This window comes from Nocardia abscessus, from assembly GCF_015477775.1.
GTDB lineage: Bacteria > Actinomycetota > Actinomycetes > Mycobacteriales > Mycobacteriaceae > Nocardia > Nocardia abscessus_A.
Genome location: NZ_JADLQO010000034.1, coordinates 1 through 16,929, shown reverse-complemented (window position 1 = coordinate 16,929; position 16,929 = coordinate 1). Strand labels below are relative to the sequence as shown.

The window sequence follows — 16,929 nt, the reverse complement described above, 5'->3', positions numbered from 1 at the left end:
GCCGCCGGTCTCGATGGATGATCTTGTGCCTGGTCAGAGCGCGAAAAACGTGAGAAACATCGAGCACAAACCGGTGACAAGTTGTCACCGGTTTTCTCACCTTCACCCCACCCCCGCAAACCTCCCCTGACCTGCGCTGTTAGCGCATGATTTCTGCTCACCCTCCACCCCCACCCAGTTCGACATCTCATCGCCCACTTCGTGAACGGACGATGAGATGTCGAACTGGGTGGGGGTGGAGGGCAATCAGAAATCAAAGAATGAGGGGAGGTTTGCGGGGGTGGGGTGAAGGTGGGAGGTGGTTGCGTTTGGGTGCGAATCGGTGGGTTTGCGAGTGGGTTGCGTTGGGAGACGATTCGAGCTGGTCAACTCGTGTGCGTCGGCTGCGGTCTACTGATCCGCGGATTGGAATTGGAGCCCGATCCCGAGCGCGAGCAGTGTCCTTGAGGTGTGGTGCGCGAGCGCTTGGGCGCCCGCGTGCACGAGCTGGCGCTCGTGGAACAGCTGCGCGGCCTTCGGCCGCGTGGCCCTGGTGGTGGGTCGGCCTGCATTGTGTTCCCGCGCCACTCACGCCTCAAGGGCGCTGCGCGTCGCCTGCGGCGATGGCCTGCGGCCACCCTTGACCCGTGAGCCTCTGCGCGCGAAAGGCAGGCCTTATCGGGCAGGCGGTGCCTGCCCGCCTTGATGTGCAGACCGACCCACCACCAGGGGCCAAAAGACAGATCGAGGTGTCATCTCGTCGGCGATCTCGCGATCTGCAATCAGTAGATCAGTAGATCAGTGATCAGGCGATGCGTTCCATGACCGAGTCGGCGACCTCGGCATCCGACAGCAGTTCGTAGACGAGCGCGACCATGACGTCCTGGCTGGTCACTCTTGACTTGCCCAGCGCCGCTGCGGTGTTGTTCTGCCATTCCACGAGTCGTCGGTACAGCTCGGGCGGCAGGTCGACGGTGCGCCGGACCGGCTTCTGCCGGACCGGTGCCCCATGGCTGCGCGGCTTCGGCTGTTCCGGAGCTCCATCGGTGCGCGCGGGATTGCCCGCGCCGGCCTTATCCGCGCGGGCCCTGGCGGCGCGCTCGGCGTTGGCCTTGATCCGTTCTGCGGCGGTGCTCATGCGCTTACCTCGTCTATCTCAGTATCTACGGAATTCAGTAACTCATCCACGGCAGCGGCGTAAGGCGTGGCCTGCGCGTTGGTGATCGACGTGCCGTAGCCCTGCGCGAACAGCTCACGACGCGGCACGGTGGCCCGCAGTACTCGCACGCCGTTGCCGGTGATCAGTTCCCGGTAGGTGTCGGTACTGGCCGCGTTGGTCACCGTCCGGGTGAGCAGCGCGACGAGCTCGGGCGGGTCGACTTCGTCGCAGACTTCGGCGAACAGCTCGAGCACCGCGGGCAACCGTTCGTATTCCATGCTCGTCGGTGCCATCGTGACGACGATGTGCGTGGCCAACTTCGCCGCGGACTTCACGATGCGCCGCTGCTCTTTCATCGGTGGCGTGTCGATCACGACGACATCCACGTCCGGCTTGATCACGCCGGGCAGCTGCTTGTGCAGGTTGGCCACCGGCATGGAGATCACCGGGAACGGCCACTCGCCCAGCTCCGACCAGCTGATCAGCGACTCGTTCTCCGGGTCGGTATCCACGCCCAGGACGCTGAGGCCCGCTTCGTGCAGCACATGCAGAATCCACGCGGCTGAGGTCGTCTTGGTCGATCCGCCCTTGAGGTTCAACATGACGATGATCAGCAGCGCACGCCCCTCGCGCCGCAGTAATTCCGTATGTACTGACATCAGTATTGCTACTCCTTCGTGGCCTTGTAGCGGCCGATCGCGTCGTCCAGCTGCGCCTTGGCCTCAGCAAGGTACTGCTCGGCAGTGGCGAGGAGGCTCAGCGCGGTGCGGTGCGCATCGTCGCCACCGGGCAACCGCGGCGCGGTGGTGTCGAGAACAGAGTTCAGCCAGTCACGAGCCTCGCCCACCTCACGCTGCGAGTCGGAGAGGCGACCGCTGGCGTTGCTGAACATCGAGTACTGGCTGACGGGGTCGAGCCACACGGTGAGTTCCCTTTCGATCCGAAATCAGTGTGCACTGATTTCAGTACTGGAGGCGCATCCACACGCCGGATTTACTGATTTCAGTATATCAGTACTTACGCAGGTCAGGGCTGTGATGGACTGTGGTGCAGTTCGGGATACGTGTCCCGAAACGGCTGCATAGCCAATCGTTTGGCGTGGGGGCTTCCACCCACCCCTCTGGGCTTCCAGGGAAGGGGGTGGACGCTTCCAGGGGGAAGGGGGACGGATGGCAGCTTTCGCGCGGGAACGCATGGTGCAAAGGGTGTGCCAACGCATACGGATGGGGGGTATATCGACGGATGAGCGGGCTCCGATCAAACTCAGCATCGATCACGCCGTCCAGGGCTCCGATCCATGTCGGACCGGTGCCGTAGCCTCGCGAAATTCCAACCCAACCACGAGAGGTGAAGCATGGCCGAGCACGAGCTCGAGTTTCCGGCGACCACTGCGGGAGACCAGGCGTCCGAAATCAAGGTCAAGCAACTCGAGGCCGACCCGAATGTCTACGACCTGTCTATGGCGGATCGTGGCAGTGACGGCAACCTCATCACGTACAAGACACGCGACTGACCCCCTGATAAACCCCGGCGGCCGGACTGGATGGCCGCCCCTGGACCGGGCGCGGCCACGGTGCCGGTCGAACTCGTTTGGGCGGCACCGTGATTGCCCGGTGCGTGGCCGGGGTGGGTGACAGGATCGGCGGCATGAGCAGATTTCTCGGGGGGCCGGTCGTGGTGTTCGCGGCCGCGGTGGTGATGGCCGGGCCCGCGGGCGCGCAGGCGCCGTCGACCGCGCCGACGTCGAATCCGGAGTGGTTCACCCAGCCGGTGGCTACGGTGCTCACCGGGGTGCTGGCGGTGGTCGCCGCCACGATCGCGCTCGGGGGCGTGCTGCTGAACCGCCGCCAGACCGAGAAACACTTCACGGCCAAACACGAGCTGGAACGGGTCGAGGCACTGCGCAAGCGATACACCAGCAGCGCCGAACAACTCGCCCACGACTCGGCCGCGATCCGCCAGGCCGGGGTCTACGCGCTGACCGCGCTCGCCGACGACTGGCATGCGATCGGCGAGGACGAGGAACGCCAGGTCTGCATCGACCTGCTCCAGTGGTATCTGCGTGTGCCCTTCCCTCAACCCATGGAGGGGGAACAGCCGGATCTGTCCGAACGCGAGATCCGCCAGACCATCCTCGCCGTCCTCACCCGCCGCCGACGACGCCCGACCGAGGACCCGAAATCCTGGACAGAAGCTTCCATCGACTTGCGCCAGATCTCCCTGCCGAACTGCACCCTCGCCAGCCTCGACCTCGCCGACCTGTCCTTGTTCAGCGCGGACCTGACCGACGCGAGCCTGTACGGCGCGAACCTGACCGGCGCAGACCTGGACGGCGCGAACCTGACCGGCGCGAGCCTGACCGGCGCGAACCTGACCGGCGCAGACCTGGACGGCGCGAACCTGACCGACGCGAGCCTGTACGGCGCGAACCTGACCGGCGCGATCCTGTACCGCGCGAAACTGACCGACGCGAAACTGACCGACGCGAAACTGACCGGCGCGAAACTGACCGGCGCGAACCTGACCGGCGCGAACCTGACCGGCGCGAGCCTGACCGGCGCGAACCTGACCGGCGCGATCCTGTACCGCGCGGACCTGGACGGCGCAGACCTGGACGGCGCGAACCTGACCGGCGCGAGCCTGACCGGCGCGAACCTGACCGGCGCGAACCTGTACCGCGCGGACCTGACCGGCGCGAACCTGACCGGCGCGAACCTGTACCGCGCGGACCTGACCGACGCGGACCTGACCGGCGCGAGCCTGACCGGCGCGGACCTGACCGACACAAACCTGACCGAGGCCAGGCACGACGACGAGACCCTATGGCCGCATGGGTTCACCCCTCCGGCGGATGCCGTTTACGGGGCCAGACCCGAATTCTGACCCCTGATAATTCCTGCTTATCGGCGGTCAGAAATCGAATGGGCGTTCGATGCTTGATGGTCGGGAAAGAAGAGTCATCCGGCCTTGGACATCGGCGACCGATGCAGCAGTGTGGAAACGGATCCGATGGAGATGCCGAGGTCGTCGGCGATCTGGCGGTAAGTGGCGCCGCGGGCGCGGAGTTCCCGTGCACGTGTTTGCTTGGCTCTCGCACGTGCCTCGTAGTCGTCACGAGGCTCCGCCACGATCTTCCTGATTGCTCGCTCGCTGACGCCGAGCTGGGCGGCCAACTCACGCGCAGTTTTGGTACGGCGTTTCCGGTGTTCAGCAGCCATCATTCCTCCAATGCGGCCAAGACCGCCGCGCGGTCGATGGCGCGAGCCTTGTTGGTGGCGACGATCGTGGCTTTGCGCTTCTCGGTCATGATTTTCCCACGAACCGACTGCTTCTCTCGGAAGCCTTCCTCGCTGAAGTTGCGCCAGATCCATCGACTGATCGATCGGGACGTAGCCAGTGCCTCCGAGAACGGCAGAGGGTACGGGAATGCGTCGTTGACCTCACGCAGGCTGTAATCCAAGACGGTGTGCTCCCACTCCTGCTGCGTGCCATCGCGATAGTGCCACCACATCGGGTAGGCCCAGTTCCGAACTGTGTCGAACATGGTGACGTTGCGACCGAGCCCGCATGCCTTCTGCGGCTTGCGCGGCATCTGCCGCGGCGTAGACGAAGTGACCAGCTCGACAAGGTGGTACGGCCGGGCAGGTCCGTACAGCGTCTCCCAATCTTCGTGGATCGGGTTCTTCGTCAGTCGACCGGCATAAGCAGGATCACCACCGACCTCGATCCGGAGGCCGGCCTCGATCCGCTGCGCGAACCTCAGTGGCTTCAACCGAGCCGAATCGGTCTTGCAAACGGGCGATTTCAACCACCATCCGATATGCCCGCGACCGGATGGAGACTGCGCTACCCAGCTTGGATCCGGATGGCCTTTAGGCCGCTCGAAAGCCCGCAGCGCAGTGTCTGGATGGTCGCAATCCACCACGATTGCACCCAGCAGCGCATGCGGCGAGTGCTCGATATAGCGCATCTCTAGGGCCTCGTCGCGCGACATCCGGTACTGGCCATCCTGCAGGCGATTCGTGGCGTGCGGCCGGTGCGGCAAGAGCACATCCATCGCCCATTGCCCATCCGTCATCAGGATCTGCCCAGATGTCATTCGGTTACCTTGACCCCATGTCCGATTTTGATGCAGTAGGCACGCCGAACCATTTCAGATATCTCCGGCTCCGCGGGCCTGATCCTGCCTTCTAACAAGGACTTGATGCAGTAGGCACGCCGAACCATTTAGGGGAAACATGCCGTTATGCGCATATGATCATCTGACTATGTTTCTTGCCCTGCCCTGATCCGGTGCTGTAGCCACTCGCGCTTAGCTGCCCGCTCCTGGAGCTGATCAAGCTTGTCCTGCACGATGTCGATAGCGGGTTGGACCTGCGCCAGGCTGCGCGGTGGCAGATCGGTGAGCACAGCGGCGAGCGGCGTAGCAACGACACCAGCCGCACCGGCGCCTACCGATTCTCGGATTCGTCTTGACGAGCCGTCCCACGTCGCGAATTCGGGGGCGGCGCGCCGGAGCTCGGTGATTTCAGTCAGCTGGATCTTGGCGAGCTTCCCACCGGCCGGGAGATGGCCGGCGCTTTTGGCCCACGCCGCCAACTTGGCGTCGAATGCGTAGCCGAACATCGGGTGGCTATAGATCAGGGAGCCGCCCGGCAGAGTGCGGAGAAACTGTTCGGCTACGGGCCGGGTAGCGGCCCGTAGCACTGCCATCGGTGTGACGTGACGCTCGGCCGCGGTCGCGAGGTCCTCAGCAGACCACGCGCAGGCCAGTACTCGACTGTTGTCGACAGCCTCCAACCAGACATCGAGAACGGCTTCACGCTCAGCGCTGGTCAGCTCATCGCCTGCCGTAGTCGAGCCATTGATCAGGAAGAAGTCGATCCAACTGGCGGCAGCCGCGGTTGCGTGGCGGCGAGTCGCGCCCAGGTCGAGCGTGCCGTCTGGATGTAGGAGGTGCATCGCGGGTACGACGATGGCGCACCGGGCAGCGTGGACAGCCTTAACGATCTGATGAGCTGCGTCAGTCGGATTGACTGCTGCCGTGTCGATCCGGATGTCAGCGATAGTGAGGCGTGGAGTCGCGTCCCAGACCGCCAGGCGCTCGGCGGTGTCGCCGGTACCTCGAGCAGCGGCACGCGACGCGGCGACGTTACGCGGGCACCACAGCTCGACTACGACCCACCGGACTCCCGGACACGCAGCGAGCAACGCATTTATCGCCTCCGGCTGGCCGACATGCAGGACTGGGATCTCGCCAGCGGCGAAGATCCTTGTCAGTTCTGGCCGATCGATGATGTAGATCGAGCCGTATCGGCTGTTCGAGTAGATGACTTCGCCTGCGGCGACTAGCTCTTCGAGGTCGGCAGGCGAGGCCATCCGGTACCCCGTTGTGCGGCCGACACCAACCTTCATGCGTTGGTAGTGGCGGAACTCCTTGCCGAGCTCGGCGAGCGCGGCCGTCACGGTGTCTTTGCCCGCCGCAGGCGGGCCGTACATCACGATCGCGGTGTCCATATCAGTCCATCAGCGACTTGATCAGTGCTTGCGCCTGCTCACGCAGCGGCGGTGAGTCGGGGTCATTCGTGATGATGGTGTGTTGCCAGGGCGGTTCGAATGCAGTGTCGATGCCGTGGACGTAGTCGTTCCAGTTGGCAAGCTTCCAGGAGTCCCGAGCGGCACCACGCCGGGTGATGTACGAGTGCATCGAATCCGGCTGGCACCGGATCCACACAACCTCCATGTCGGCGCCCATCGTGTCCAGTTCGACAGCTGTTCGGCGGAACCACGCTTCAGAGCCGAACTCTTTGATGAATGGTGCCGTCGCGATGACTGACACGCCGCAACTGGCGTTCTCTCGAACCGCTGCGGCAAGGCACTCGTACTCGGCAGGCCGTACGAGATCCAGGTAGATCGGGGATTCGCGGTCTGCGACGGTGCTACCCAGCTGCACCAGGGCGGTGTCGACCACTGCCCTGGTGATCGTGTCCTTGTCGAGCATTGCCCATCCGGTCAGTCTCGCCAGGATGCGCCCGAACTCTGTCTTTCCACTACCCGCGTAGCCGCCGACATAGATCACCTGAGGACGGCCTCGCCGCGGGCGTGGCGCTCCAGGAGTGGCAGTGTCGCTGACCATCCGCCCGGAGCGCGGCCGACTGACGACCAAGCCTTCCTCCTCAAGGATGGCCATCGCGTCGTTGATGGGCGCGACGCTTACTCCGAATTGCTCGGCCAGCGCTCGCGTGCTGGGCAACTTCTGCCCTGGCCGTAGCCGACCAGCTTCGATCTCGTTGCGGATCTCGCGGGCGATCTGACGATGCCGCGCTTCCCCTGCCGCTTCCACATAGCCTCCTTCGCCCGTCTTGGTGCACAGAACCTATCAGTTGATACCCACACAAACTGTGTGGGTGGGAAGGACCTTCCCAATCCTGGCCATTTGTGACGAAAAACGCGCGAAAAGCTAGACACCAGAGGGCATCAGATTTACCTTTGAAGACATCAGACATTCAATCTGATGTCTTCAAAGGAAGAAGGTGATGCCATGAGAGCGACCGTGATGGTCGTAGTGGTGCTGGCGGCACTTTTCGTGCTCATCGCCGCGCCAGCGCTGGTGATCGGCAATCTGCTGCTCGCCGCGTTCGTGTGGGTGGGCTGGCGGATGTTGGCGCGCAACGGTGGGCCGTTTCGTCGGCGGGGGGTCGGTCGATGATCGGCCCGGTCATGAAGACGGACGCTCAGGTCGCGCGGGCGGGCGCGAGCGTGTTCCGGGCGTTGCCGCCGCAGATACAGCTCGCGCTGCTGGTGCTGGGTGTGCTGGCCGGGATGGTCGGGTGCTCGGCGGCGTGGATCGATCAGCAGAACTACCGGCCGTCGCCGAACGTGTGCCGCGCTGATCAGGTCGCGGTCGCCGCGCAGGTGGGTTGTGTTCCGCCGCAGCAGATCCAGGCGCCGGCGGGGTGGCAGCGGTGATCGCGGGTGACGAGCTGTTGCGCCGGGCGCAGCGGATGGTGGCGTCGCAGGCTCAGGATGCGGCGGATTGCCGTGTGCTTCTGGCCATGCTCGGTCTGGCAGAAGTCCCAGCTGCCACGACCAGGAGCTGCCACCCGCCCGCCGCTGTCCAGCCGCCCAAGGTTGGCCAGCCGGAGGCGTCGTTGCCGGTTCGTCGTCGGCCGCGTCGTTGCCGGGATCTGGCTTTCGTGGCTCAGGTTGCTGAGCTGCGGGAGCTGGAGGGCCGGACCTGGGCGGAGATCGCGCAGCGGCTCGACTGTGCCGTGAACACTGCCCGCTCGGCGTTCGCGCAGGTGGTTGTGCGATGACCGCGGCCGAACCGCAGTCCGGCGGCATCCCGACCTACGCGTGGCGTATGGCGCCTGCGCATCTGCGGACCCGCCGCCAGCTGGCCGCGCAGGGCTTGCGCCCGAACGGTCAGGACATCGCGGGCAAGGTGCAGCGTCCGCGCCGGTCGCGGGAGCCGTTGACGGCCTACCTCTACGACATCAACCGCGCCGCCGCCAAGCGGGAAGCGACACCCGCCCAGCTCGAGGCGCTGGCGAAGGCCACGAGGGAGCGGCAGCTGCGCGCCGCGGAACGGCACGGCATCGACCGTGCGGAGTTCGAGCAGATCAATGACCCCGGCCCTGGATGGGCCGATCAGCAACCACAGCAGGCCCCGGTGAACGCGTTCGCGGGCCTGCCCAGCCACGCCTTCGCCGCGGTGCTGGATCGAGAAGGGATGGAGCGATAGATGACCGGGCACAGGCTGAGTCCGCGTGACATGAACGCGGTGACGATTCTTGCCGAAATGTACGGCGCGCCAATGGATCAGGTGGCGCGGCTGCTGGGCGGGGTGAGCATCAAGTCCGCGTATCGGGCGGCGTCGAAGTGGCGCAAGGCGCATCTGGTATCGGATCAGCGGATCCGGCCCGTGCCGGGCCCGACGTGGGTGTTCCCGACGCGGCGGTCGGTGGAGGAGCTGTTGCCCTACGGGGTGCGGTACTGGCGTCCGTCGCCGAAGATGGCCGACCACGTCAGGACGGTGCTGGATCTGCGTTTGGCGTTGGTCGGCACCGATCTGAACCGCTGGATCTCCGAGCGGGAGATGCGCGCGGAGGTCGGTGTGGTGAAGGCGGGCGAGCCGCGCCCGCACATCCACGACGGCCGCTTCTACGACGATCAGGGCCGGTTGTGGGCGGTCGAGGTGGAGCTCACGGCGAAGAACGAGGCAGCGGCGAAGATCGCCGTGCTGAAGTCGATGCAGGTTGCCGCGCAGGCCGACTGCGCCGGGCTCGTCTACTACTGCCGGGGCGAGGCGGTGCTCAAGGTGGTCCGGGGCGCGGCTCTGGCCGCGACAGCGGCTGTGCCGGAGCTGGTGGTGCGGGTCGCCGATATCGACCAGGTGCTCAAGCCGGAGAAGGACGGCGCGGGCGCCGAGTCTCGGCCCGGTCTGACGGTGATCGAGGGCGGAGCCTCTGATCACACCGGCCAGGCCGCGCACGGCGTCGCCGGGAAGGCGGTGTCGCGATGAGCTGCCAGCAGGTGATCGATTTCCGGCCCGAGTGCTCGAAGCCGTACCCGTCGCAGGTGCCCGCCGCCCCGGAGCAGTCCCAGGTTCCGGGTACGGGCGCCCCGCAGATCGAGATCCACCCGAAGGCCCCGCCGATCTTCGGCGACGGCCCCGATTCGATGCTGTTCGGCGGCATGTTGCCGATCCCGGAGGATCTGACCTGGGCACGGGTGCTCGACGTGCTGACACTCGTGGGCGCGGTCGCCGCGGCGGTGCTGCTGCTGGCGGTGGCGTTCATGGTGCCCGCGACCTATCTCGGTTGGAAGCCCGCGAAGCTGCGCAACTGGACGATCGGCGCGCTGCTGGCGTTGCCGGGCTCGGCAATCGTGTTCGGGCTGGACCTTGCGGCGCCGTCGATTCAGTTCAGTTCGGGCGCTTCGGAGTTCCTCTCCGGCCGCTACGTCCACGGGCTGGCGGTGATGGCGGTGTTCATCGTCCCGGCCGCGTGGATGCTGGCGACGTTGGCGATCACCAACCGCCGCGTGCAGCTGGCGACGCGCGGAATGGCCTCGCCTGCGGTGACCGAGCGCATGTTGTGGTTGCAGACCCAGCGTGAGCAGCGCGCCGCTGCCCGGCTGTCGCGCTACCGGTTGCCGTTCACGACTGGCGGGATGGCCCCGCACCCGGTGATCGGGCGCCTGGCGGCCGAGGACACCGCCGCGCCGCCTCGCTCGCGGTGGCGGGCGCTGCTGGCCCGCAACGAGACCCGCCTGATCGTGCCGTGGATCAAGCTGCGCGAGCACATGATCGTCGTCGCGTCCTCCGGCAAGGGCAAGACGACGCTGATGTTCCGGCTGATCATGGCGTGGTTCACCACGGCGTGGCTGCGTCATCGCAAGTGGTGGTCGCTGGATCGTCCCGGCCGGCCTTTGGCCGTGGTGGTCGACTGCAACGGCGGCCCCGAGAGCATGAAGGCCGCGCGCCGGTTCGCGAAGTGCTTTGCCGCGCTGGGTGTGCCACAGGAGCGGATCGGGATCTTCCCGGCCGATGTGCAGCTGGATCTGTGGGCGATCCCGTCCCGCGATGACCTGCGCTCGGTGCTGACCGCGATGGTCACCGGCGGTGCGGTGCCGACCACGGCGACCGAGAAGTACTTCCACGAGATCCGCGAAAACCTCATTCACCTGGTCGTGGACGCACCGCAGAAGGTGGTCGACGGCAAGCCGGTCGGGGAGAACCCGCCGCGGGATTGGTTGGAGTTCCTGTCCCGGTTCAACCCGGTGAAGCTGGCGAAGCTGTGGGGCGGTGTCTTCGACACCACCAACAAGATCCCGTGGGCCGGTGTGCCGGGCGCGGATCTGAAGATCGCGGCCACCCTCGAAGGCAAGCAGCCGGTCATGTCCTCGACGTTGGCGGAGTTCAACAACCTGTACCGGGCGTTGGGCAACGCGTTCGACGGCAAGCGCCACATCACCGATTTCGACGCGCTCTACATCGTCCTGGAGGGCGTGAAGGCACCGGATCGGGCCCGCAGCCAGTTCGCCGCGCTGGGCTGCATGTTCGAGCAGTTGGCCGACCAGGACCACGGCCGCGAGACCTTGCTCGCCGTGGATGAGTTCTCGGCGGTGTCGGACGGCAAGACCAACGCGGTCAAGTGGGTCGAGCGTCTGCGCAAGGCCAAGATCGGCACGATCTGGTTCGCCCAGCACTGGAACGGTCTCGGTGCTGATGACGACCAGCGCACTTCGCTGGTCGGGGCGGGGTCCGGTGGTGCTCTGCTCGGCGGCCAGGAGGACGGCGAGAAGCTCGCCAAGACCTTCGGCACCAAGCGCGGATTCGAGTTCAGCCGCAAGCAGATCGACGGAACTCGCGACGGTGCCGAGGGCAACGTGCAGGGCCAGGACAAGTGGCTCATCGACCCGAACCGGCTGCGCCGCATGGCCAAGGGCGACATCGTGCACGTCTCCGGTGGCCGCGCCCGCTGGGGCCGCGTCGCGCCGCTCGATGATGCCGCGCTCTCCGCGCTGCGCCCGCTGCCCGGCCTGGCCGACATGAAGGCCACCGCCAAGACCCCCGATCAGCTCGCGCCGGTCATCGACCTGCGCAAGCACCGCACCGCCTGAATTCGAAAGGACCTGTCGTCATGGCTTTGCCCAACCTGAACCCCGATGAGCACGGTGAGGAGATCACCGGCCTGACCGCCGAGCAGCGCCGCGCCGAACTGGACGCGCTGGCCGAGCACGCCGCCGAGCTGGAGGGCACCGCCGCGCAGCGGCTGGCCGACCAGCTGGCCGAGCCCGTCGTCCCGGACGGTGGCACGGTGGGCCGCTCGCTGGCCCCGCACGTCTCCCGCGCGACGAAAGTCCGTGACGGGCTGCGCGTGTGGGCGCCCGGCCTGCTCACCACGGCGGCGTTCATCACCGCCGCGATCGTGTTCCCGCTGCCCGGACCGCTGTTCGTCTACGGGCTCGGCCTGGCCGGATTCGGCTGGTGGATGGCCGCTGGCCGTCCCGGCCCGGCCGATTCGATCCGCATCGTCTTCTACACCCTCTCCGACTTCGCCGCCTGGGTGAAGAAGCACGTCACTCGCCTGGCGGTGCGCCGCGGAACCTACGAGGCCCGCCGCACCGCCACCCCGGCACCCGCTCAGAAGTCCGCATAACCCAACCCGAAGGAGAACGAGTCATGTCCGATCGCAGTCCCGAAGACGAGATGATCGCCCAAGCACGCCAGTTCAGTGCCGCCATGCGCACGGCGATGCAGCGCCACGCCCAGGCCGCGAACTGGATCGAGCGCCGCCGGGCCCGCAAGGAGATCAGCCGTCTGGTCCGCCAGGAGCGCCGCGAGCAGCAGCAGTCCCGCACCAACCACCTGTCCTGGACCAACCAGGCGGTCGACCGCTACCGGCTGCACGCCGAAACGGTCGCGGCCCGCGCCAACGATCCGCGCGTGGATCACGACCGCCGCGCCCGCGACGCCCGCGCCCTGGCCGAGCACCGCGACCGCCTGGCCGCGCAGTTCATCGGCGACGGGCATTTGACCCGCACCGAGCAGGGCATCGCCCTCGACGGTCTGGACGCCGCGACGGTGTTCCCGGAGTACAAGACCGGCAACCTGTTCGCCCGCGCCCACAAGGTCAAGGGCCTGGAAGCCTTGCACTACCGCGCCCGCGTGGCCCGCGAGACGGTCAGCATCAACCGCAGCGCCGACCGCGAACGTGCGGAGTGGCAGAAGGGCCTGGACGCCGCGCACCGCGCCAATGCGGAGGAGGCACTGCTCGCCCGCATCGACGCCGCCCAGCCGGACCGTCACCGCTACACCGCGGCGATGACGTGGACCGATCCGGACGGCGGGAAGCTCACCGAGTCCCGCGCGTTCGCCACCGAGCACACCGCAACCGAATGGTTGCAGCGCAACATCAGCGGCACGTCGTGGTCGGACGGCACCACTCTGCAGGTCGAGACCCGCGACACCGCAAACGCCGCCAAGCAGTACGTCGACCACGGCCGCCCCGAGACCGTCGCCGGGCAGCTGGCCGCACGGGAGGCCGTGTTGCGGGAGCGGACGCTGGCCGGGCAGGTGCACCGCGAGCAGCCCGCGGCGCAGGCCCGCGAGACCGGGCAGGAGCAGCAGGCGAAGCGGTTCAGCAGCACCGTCACCTACCTGCCGCAGAACGCCAATCAGGTGGTGCACGAGCGCGGCAGCCACGCCACCGAGGCGGACTCGGCGCGCTGGACCGCGCAGCAGCTGGCCGGGATTCGGCCGGCGCCCGGCACCACGGTGCACGTGGCCGCGTTCGATCTGGCCGACGAGTGGCGTCCGGAGCGGGTGTTCCGCGCCGAGGGTGGCCGGTCGATGGTCGCCGACGAGGTGACCCAGTGGCGGGAGGGCATCGAGCGCGGATCCGGGCAGGAGCGTGACGAGCAGCAGCTGCCCGCGTCGGTGCAGCAGATCGCGGCCGAACGTGACCAGCTCGCCGAGGATCTCGCCCAGCGCGGGCGCGAGATCGAGCAGCTGTCCGGTGATTTGGTCGACGCCGCCAACCGCAACAACCAGTTGACCAATCGGCATCGGTTGTCGATCGAGCACAACAACCAGCTGACCGAGGCCAACGCCCGGCTCACTCAGCAGTTGACCGCGCTGACCGCTGAGCGGGACCAGCTGCGCAGTGAGCGCGACCAGGCGGTGCAGAAGCTGGCCGAGCGCACACCGGCCGGGCAGCGCTACGGCAGCCCGGAGCGGCAGGCAGAACAGGCGAAAGCTGCGGCGTACGCGTCGGACGCCAGCGAGCAGACCCCGGTGAACGCGTTCGCGGGTCTGTCGACCAACGCGTTCACCACCGCAGCCGCCAACGGATACGACCGAGAGGGAATCGAACGATGAGCACCAACGAGCTGGACGACCTGTACATCAACCGCTACGCCGGACGAGTCCAGAACCCGGAGGAGGTGTTGATGCGGGCGGATTTCGACCGGGCGAAGGACCTGTACGACACCGCAGTCCACGCCGAAACCATGGACCAGATGGACCTGATCTGCGATCAGGCCAACGCCATCGGGCAGCGTTGGCTCGATCGTGGCGAGGAGTTCGGGGATGCCTGGCGGTACCTGGAGGACGCGCACAGCGACTGGCGCTCCGCGCCGGACACCATGCGCCGGATGTGCGAGCAGATCGCCGTGGATCGCGCCCAGGGCTTCCACGCGATCAGCGACATCGAATGGCGCAGCCAGCAGCACGCCCGCGAACTGACCGGCAACGGCGCCTGGGTGGTCGAGCCCCGCAGCATCGAGCAGGCCCGCCAGCAGCTCGCCGCCGCCGAAGTCCGCGATTCCTGGTCGGATCCGGCCGAGGCCAACCCGAACGCGGCACCGGTCCCGGTGTCCAGCTCGTTCGCCGCCACCCGCAGCGCGGAGCTGGCCCAGACCGAGCAGGCCCCGGTGAACGCATTCGCTGGCCTGTCGAGCACCGCGTTCACCGCCGACCGAGACGGGATGGACCGATGACCACCATCGACACGACACCGGATCTGGGCACTGACGTGGCCGGGTTCGAGCCGTTGCGCCCGTACGGGCACGCGGCCACCGCCGAGACCAACGCCGAGCTGGAGGTCCGGTTGATCGCGGCGAACCAGCGTGCGGCGTTCCTGGAGGAGCAGCTCGCGCGGGTGACTGCGGAGCGGGATGCCGCCGAGCACCGCGCCGCTGATCTGGAGGACCGTAACCGGGAGCTTGCCAGCGATCTGGACAACGCGCTGGATCAGCTGGCCGGACACGCCTTGCACGAGGAGCAGGAGCGGTTGGTCTCCGGGCCCCGCTACGTCAACGCGTTCTACGCGCTGGAGGAGACGGTGGGGTGGCAGCGATGAACGTCGCCATGTCGCACTCCGGCGACACCGCGTCGCCGTCCGGCGTCGCCGCGTCGCGTACCGCTGTCGACTCCTCTGCGCAGGTGTCGCCGCCGTCGTGGAACGTCGCGGAGGTTGTCGCCTTGCTGTCGCTGGCGGCAGTGTCGATCGCGGCGTTCTCGTGGTCGGCGATCGCGTTGCACGGCGTGGCGGTCATGTCCGGTATCGACTCCCGGTTGGCGTGGGGCGCCCCGGTGATCGTGGACGGTCCGATCATCCAGGCCGCTTTCTCGCTGGTCGCGTTGAACCGGCGCGAGAAGATCGGCGTGCTGATCCCGGCCGCGACTCGCCGGTTCTTCTGGACCGAACTCGCTGCCGCTGAGCTGGTGTCTTTGGTCGGAAACGGTGTCCACGCCTGGAATTCCGAAGGGCTGGTGCTGCCCCAGCTCGCCGCCGCGGCCGTGGCAGGCGCCGCCCCGGTGGCCGCACTGGCGGTGACGCACGCGCTGACCGCGCTGCTGGAGGTCCCCCGGACCCCGGAGCCGGAGGCGACAGCACCCGTCGCGCAGGAGACGACCGGCGACACCGCCCCGAACTGGGGCGACAGCCAGGCGACAGACGCCGATCCGGAGGCGACACCGGCCGAGACCGATGCGACAGCGGCCCGCGACGCGGAGATCCTCCGGCTGCACCTGGCCGGCCTTTCCTACCGCGAGATCGCCCCGCAGGTCGGTCTGCACCACGGCACGGTCGGCAAGATCCTCGCCCGCCTCAAGACCGAGGACGACACCACGGCGACGGAGCAGCTGGCGCTGCCCGCACCCTCGAATGTCCGGCTGATCGCCGGATAACCCCACCCCCTCACCGATAACCAAAGAGTAACCGCAATGACATCGTGGATCATGACCGAGGAGCCGAAGGTCATCCGCTCGGCGTTCGGCAAGGCCGACGAGCCCGGCACGACCGTGGCCGGTCTGGTCATCTCCCAGGAGCTGACCGTCCAGAAGGACCCGAAGACCGGCAAGCCGAAGCTGCGCCAGGGCAACCCGGTTCGGCAGCTGGAGGTCATCATCCTGACCGGCTGGAAGACCGATCCGGACGACGACGGCGCCCGCAAGCTGTTCGTGCGCGGCAACCTGCAGAAGGCGATCAAGGCCGCGATCCTCGCCGCGGGCGATGACGACCTGCGCAACGGCGCCCGGCTGACCATCCAGTTCACCGGCACGGGGCAGGCATTCAACGCCGACTACGCCCCGCCGAAGCTGTATCGCGCCAAGTACGAGCCGCCCACCGACGACTCCCTCGCCGAGGTCGCCGCGTACTTGGGCCAGGACGACGACGAGTAACCGCCTGACCTGCGTCTGACCAGCAAGAAGGCCCCTGCCGAGTCCCAGTCGGCAGGGGCCTTCGCGTGCCCGGAGCAGTGTCCAGACCCGTCTTATTCTTCGCCACCCGCCCGCCGGGCCGGAACCGCGGGCGGGCTCTTTGCTCCTGGAGCGGGGGCGCGTGCGCCTCCGCCGGGGCAGGCCACCGGCCTGCCCCTAACGCCTGCTCTTCCCGCGCAGAGGCTCACGGGTCAAGGGTGGCCGCAGGCCATCGCCGCAGGCGACGCGCAGCGCCCTTGAGGCGTGAGTGGCGCGGGAACACAATGCAGGCGACCCCGCACCAGGAGCACGCGGCCGAAGGCCGCGCACGGCGCGCAGCGCCGCTATTTACTCGGTCGCCTTCCAGTAGCTGACTCTTCCGGCTCCGTGCATCGGCTTACCTGGCCTGTGTCTCTGGATCGAAGCCCGAGCCCCACACGAGCGGCGGTGTCCGCCGCCGGTCTCGATGGATGATCTTGTGCCTGGTCAGAGCGCGAAAAACGTGAGAAACATCGAGCACAAACCGGTGACAAGTTGTCACCGGTTTTCTCACCTTCACCCCACCCCCGCAAACCTCCCC

General features: G+C 67.2%; 21 protein-coding genes. 14 read left to right on the top strand and 7 right to left on the bottom strand.

Annotated features, from left to right (window positions below):
- Positions 1-784: 784 nt before the first annotated feature.
- The 3 genes from IU450_RS38675 to IU450_RS38665 are packed head-to-tail and all read right to left on the bottom strand — an operon-like array spanning position 785 to position 2,060.
- Complete coding sequence (locus tag IU450_RS38675) at positions 785-1,117, bottom strand: hypothetical protein (protein WP_195154674.1); 333 nt, start codon at positions 1,115-1,117, stop codon at positions 785-787.
- The gene (locus IU450_RS38670) at positions 1,114-1,797 is read right to left on the bottom strand and encodes a ParA family protein (protein ID WP_228835732.1); all 684 of its coding nucleotides are present in this window, start codon (positions 1,795-1,797) and stop codon (positions 1,114-1,116) included. The genes IU450_RS38675 and IU450_RS38670 overlap by 4 nt, the downstream gene beginning before the upstream one ends.
- A gap of 8 nt (positions 1,798-1,805) precedes the next feature.
- Positions 1,806-2,060 (bottom strand): hypothetical protein, encoded by a 255-nt coding sequence (locus IU450_RS38665; protein ID WP_195154673.1) that lies wholly within the window; start codon positions 2,058-2,060, stop codon positions 1,806-1,808.
- Between the two features lie 432 nt (positions 2,061-2,492).
- On the opposite strand from IU450_RS38665, the gene IU450_RS38660 reads away from it, so the two are divergent.
- Together IU450_RS38660 and IU450_RS38655 are read left to right on the top strand one after the other, a co-directional pair.
- Entirely contained in the window at positions 2,493-2,651 is a 159-nt protein-coding gene (locus IU450_RS38660; protein WP_195154672.1) for a hypothetical protein, read from the top strand.
- A gap of 134 nt (positions 2,652-2,785) precedes the next feature.
- On the top strand, positions 2,786-4,021 hold the full coding sequence (locus IU450_RS38655) for a pentapeptide repeat-containing protein (RefSeq protein ID WP_195154671.1): 1,236 nt from the start codon (positions 2,786-2,788) through the stop codon (positions 4,019-4,021).
- Between the two features lie 74 nt (positions 4,022-4,095).
- Here IU450_RS38655 and IU450_RS40480 read toward each other — a convergent pair whose 3' ends face one another.
- The 4 genes from IU450_RS40480 to IU450_RS38635 all read right to left on the bottom strand — a co-directional run bounded on the left by IU450_RS40480 (position 4,096) and on the right by IU450_RS38635 (position 7,481).
- Complete coding sequence (locus IU450_RS40480) at positions 4,096-4,266, bottom strand: hypothetical protein (RefSeq protein ID WP_228835731.1); 171 nt, start codon at positions 4,264-4,266, stop codon at positions 4,096-4,098.
- Positions 4,267-4,355: 89 nt separating this feature from the next.
- On the bottom strand, positions 4,356-5,237 hold the full coding sequence (locus IU450_RS38645; RefSeq protein ID WP_195154669.1) for a replication initiation protein: 882 nt from the start codon (positions 5,235-5,237) through the stop codon (positions 4,356-4,358).
- Positions 5,238-5,404: 167 nt separating this feature from the next.
- A complete protein-coding gene (locus IU450_RS38640; RefSeq protein ID WP_195154668.1) occupies positions 5,405-6,655 on the bottom strand; it encodes a hypothetical protein in 1,251 nt (416 codons plus the stop codon).
- A gap of 1 nt (position 6,656) precedes the next feature.
- On the bottom strand, positions 6,657-7,481 hold the full coding sequence (locus IU450_RS38635) for a GntR family transcriptional regulator (protein ID WP_324197978.1): 825 nt from the start codon (positions 7,479-7,481) through the stop codon (positions 6,657-6,659).
- Positions 7,482-7,679: 198 nt separating this feature from the next.
- Between IU450_RS38635 and IU450_RS38630 the strand changes: the two genes are divergently transcribed.
- From IU450_RS38630 to IU450_RS38575, 12 genes are read left to right on the top strand one after another with little or no spacing between them, the layout of a single operon-like run.
- Positions 7,680-7,847: a hypothetical protein gene (locus tag IU450_RS38630; RefSeq protein ID WP_195154667.1), complete on the top strand. Its 168-nt coding sequence runs from the start codon at positions 7,680-7,682 to the stop codon at positions 7,845-7,847.
- Between the two features lie 11 nt (positions 7,848-7,858).
- The gene (locus IU450_RS38625; protein ID WP_195154666.1) at positions 7,859-8,107 is read left to right on the top strand and encodes a hypothetical protein; all 249 of its coding nucleotides are present in this window, start codon (positions 7,859-7,861) and stop codon (positions 8,105-8,107) included.
- Positions 8,095-8,454 (top strand): hypothetical protein, encoded by a 360-nt coding sequence (locus IU450_RS38620; RefSeq protein WP_195154677.1) that lies wholly within the window; start codon positions 8,095-8,097, stop codon positions 8,452-8,454. Before IU450_RS38625 ends, IU450_RS38620 begins: the two co-directional genes overlap by 13 nt.
- Positions 8,451-8,882: an RRQRL motif-containing zinc-binding protein gene (locus IU450_RS38615; RefSeq protein WP_195154665.1), complete on the top strand. Its 432-nt coding sequence runs from the start codon at positions 8,451-8,453 to the stop codon at positions 8,880-8,882. Before IU450_RS38620 ends, IU450_RS38615 begins: the two co-directional genes overlap by 4 nt.
- Complete coding sequence (locus IU450_RS38610; RefSeq protein ID WP_195154664.1) at positions 8,883-9,662, top strand: hypothetical protein; 780 nt, start codon at positions 8,883-8,885, stop codon at positions 9,660-9,662. It begins immediately after the preceding gene.
- Entirely contained in the window at positions 9,659-11,764 is a 2,106-nt protein-coding gene (locus IU450_RS38605; RefSeq protein WP_195154663.1) for a hypothetical protein, read from the top strand. The genes IU450_RS38610 and IU450_RS38605 overlap by 4 nt, the downstream gene beginning before the upstream one ends.
- Positions 11,765-11,784: 20 nt before the next feature.
- Positions 11,785-12,303: a hypothetical protein gene (locus IU450_RS38600; protein WP_195154662.1), complete on the top strand. Its 519-nt coding sequence runs from the start codon at positions 11,785-11,787 to the stop codon at positions 12,301-12,303.
- Positions 12,304-12,326: 23 nt separating this feature from the next.
- A complete protein-coding gene (locus IU450_RS38595) occupies positions 12,327-14,024 on the top strand; it encodes a hypothetical protein (protein WP_195154661.1) in 1,698 nt (565 codons plus the stop codon).
- Positions 14,021-14,644, top strand: coding sequence for a hypothetical protein (locus IU450_RS38590; protein ID WP_195154660.1), 624 nt, complete (start codon positions 14,021-14,023; stop codon positions 14,642-14,644). The genes IU450_RS38595 and IU450_RS38590 overlap by 4 nt, the downstream gene beginning before the upstream one ends.
- The gene (locus tag IU450_RS38585) at positions 14,641-15,006 is read left to right on the top strand and encodes a hypothetical protein (RefSeq protein WP_195154659.1); all 366 of its coding nucleotides are present in this window, start codon (positions 14,641-14,643) and stop codon (positions 15,004-15,006) included. The genes IU450_RS38590 and IU450_RS38585 overlap by 4 nt, the downstream gene beginning before the upstream one ends.
- Complete coding sequence (locus tag IU450_RS38580; RefSeq protein WP_228835733.1) at positions 15,003-15,836, top strand: DUF2637 domain-containing protein; 834 nt, start codon at positions 15,003-15,005, stop codon at positions 15,834-15,836. Before IU450_RS38585 ends, IU450_RS38580 begins: the two co-directional genes overlap by 4 nt.
- Before the next feature lie 36 nt (positions 15,837-15,872).
- A complete protein-coding gene (locus IU450_RS38575; RefSeq protein ID WP_195154657.1) occupies positions 15,873-16,331 on the top strand; it encodes a hypothetical protein in 459 nt (152 codons plus the stop codon).
- Positions 16,332-16,929: the final 598 nt, after the last annotated feature.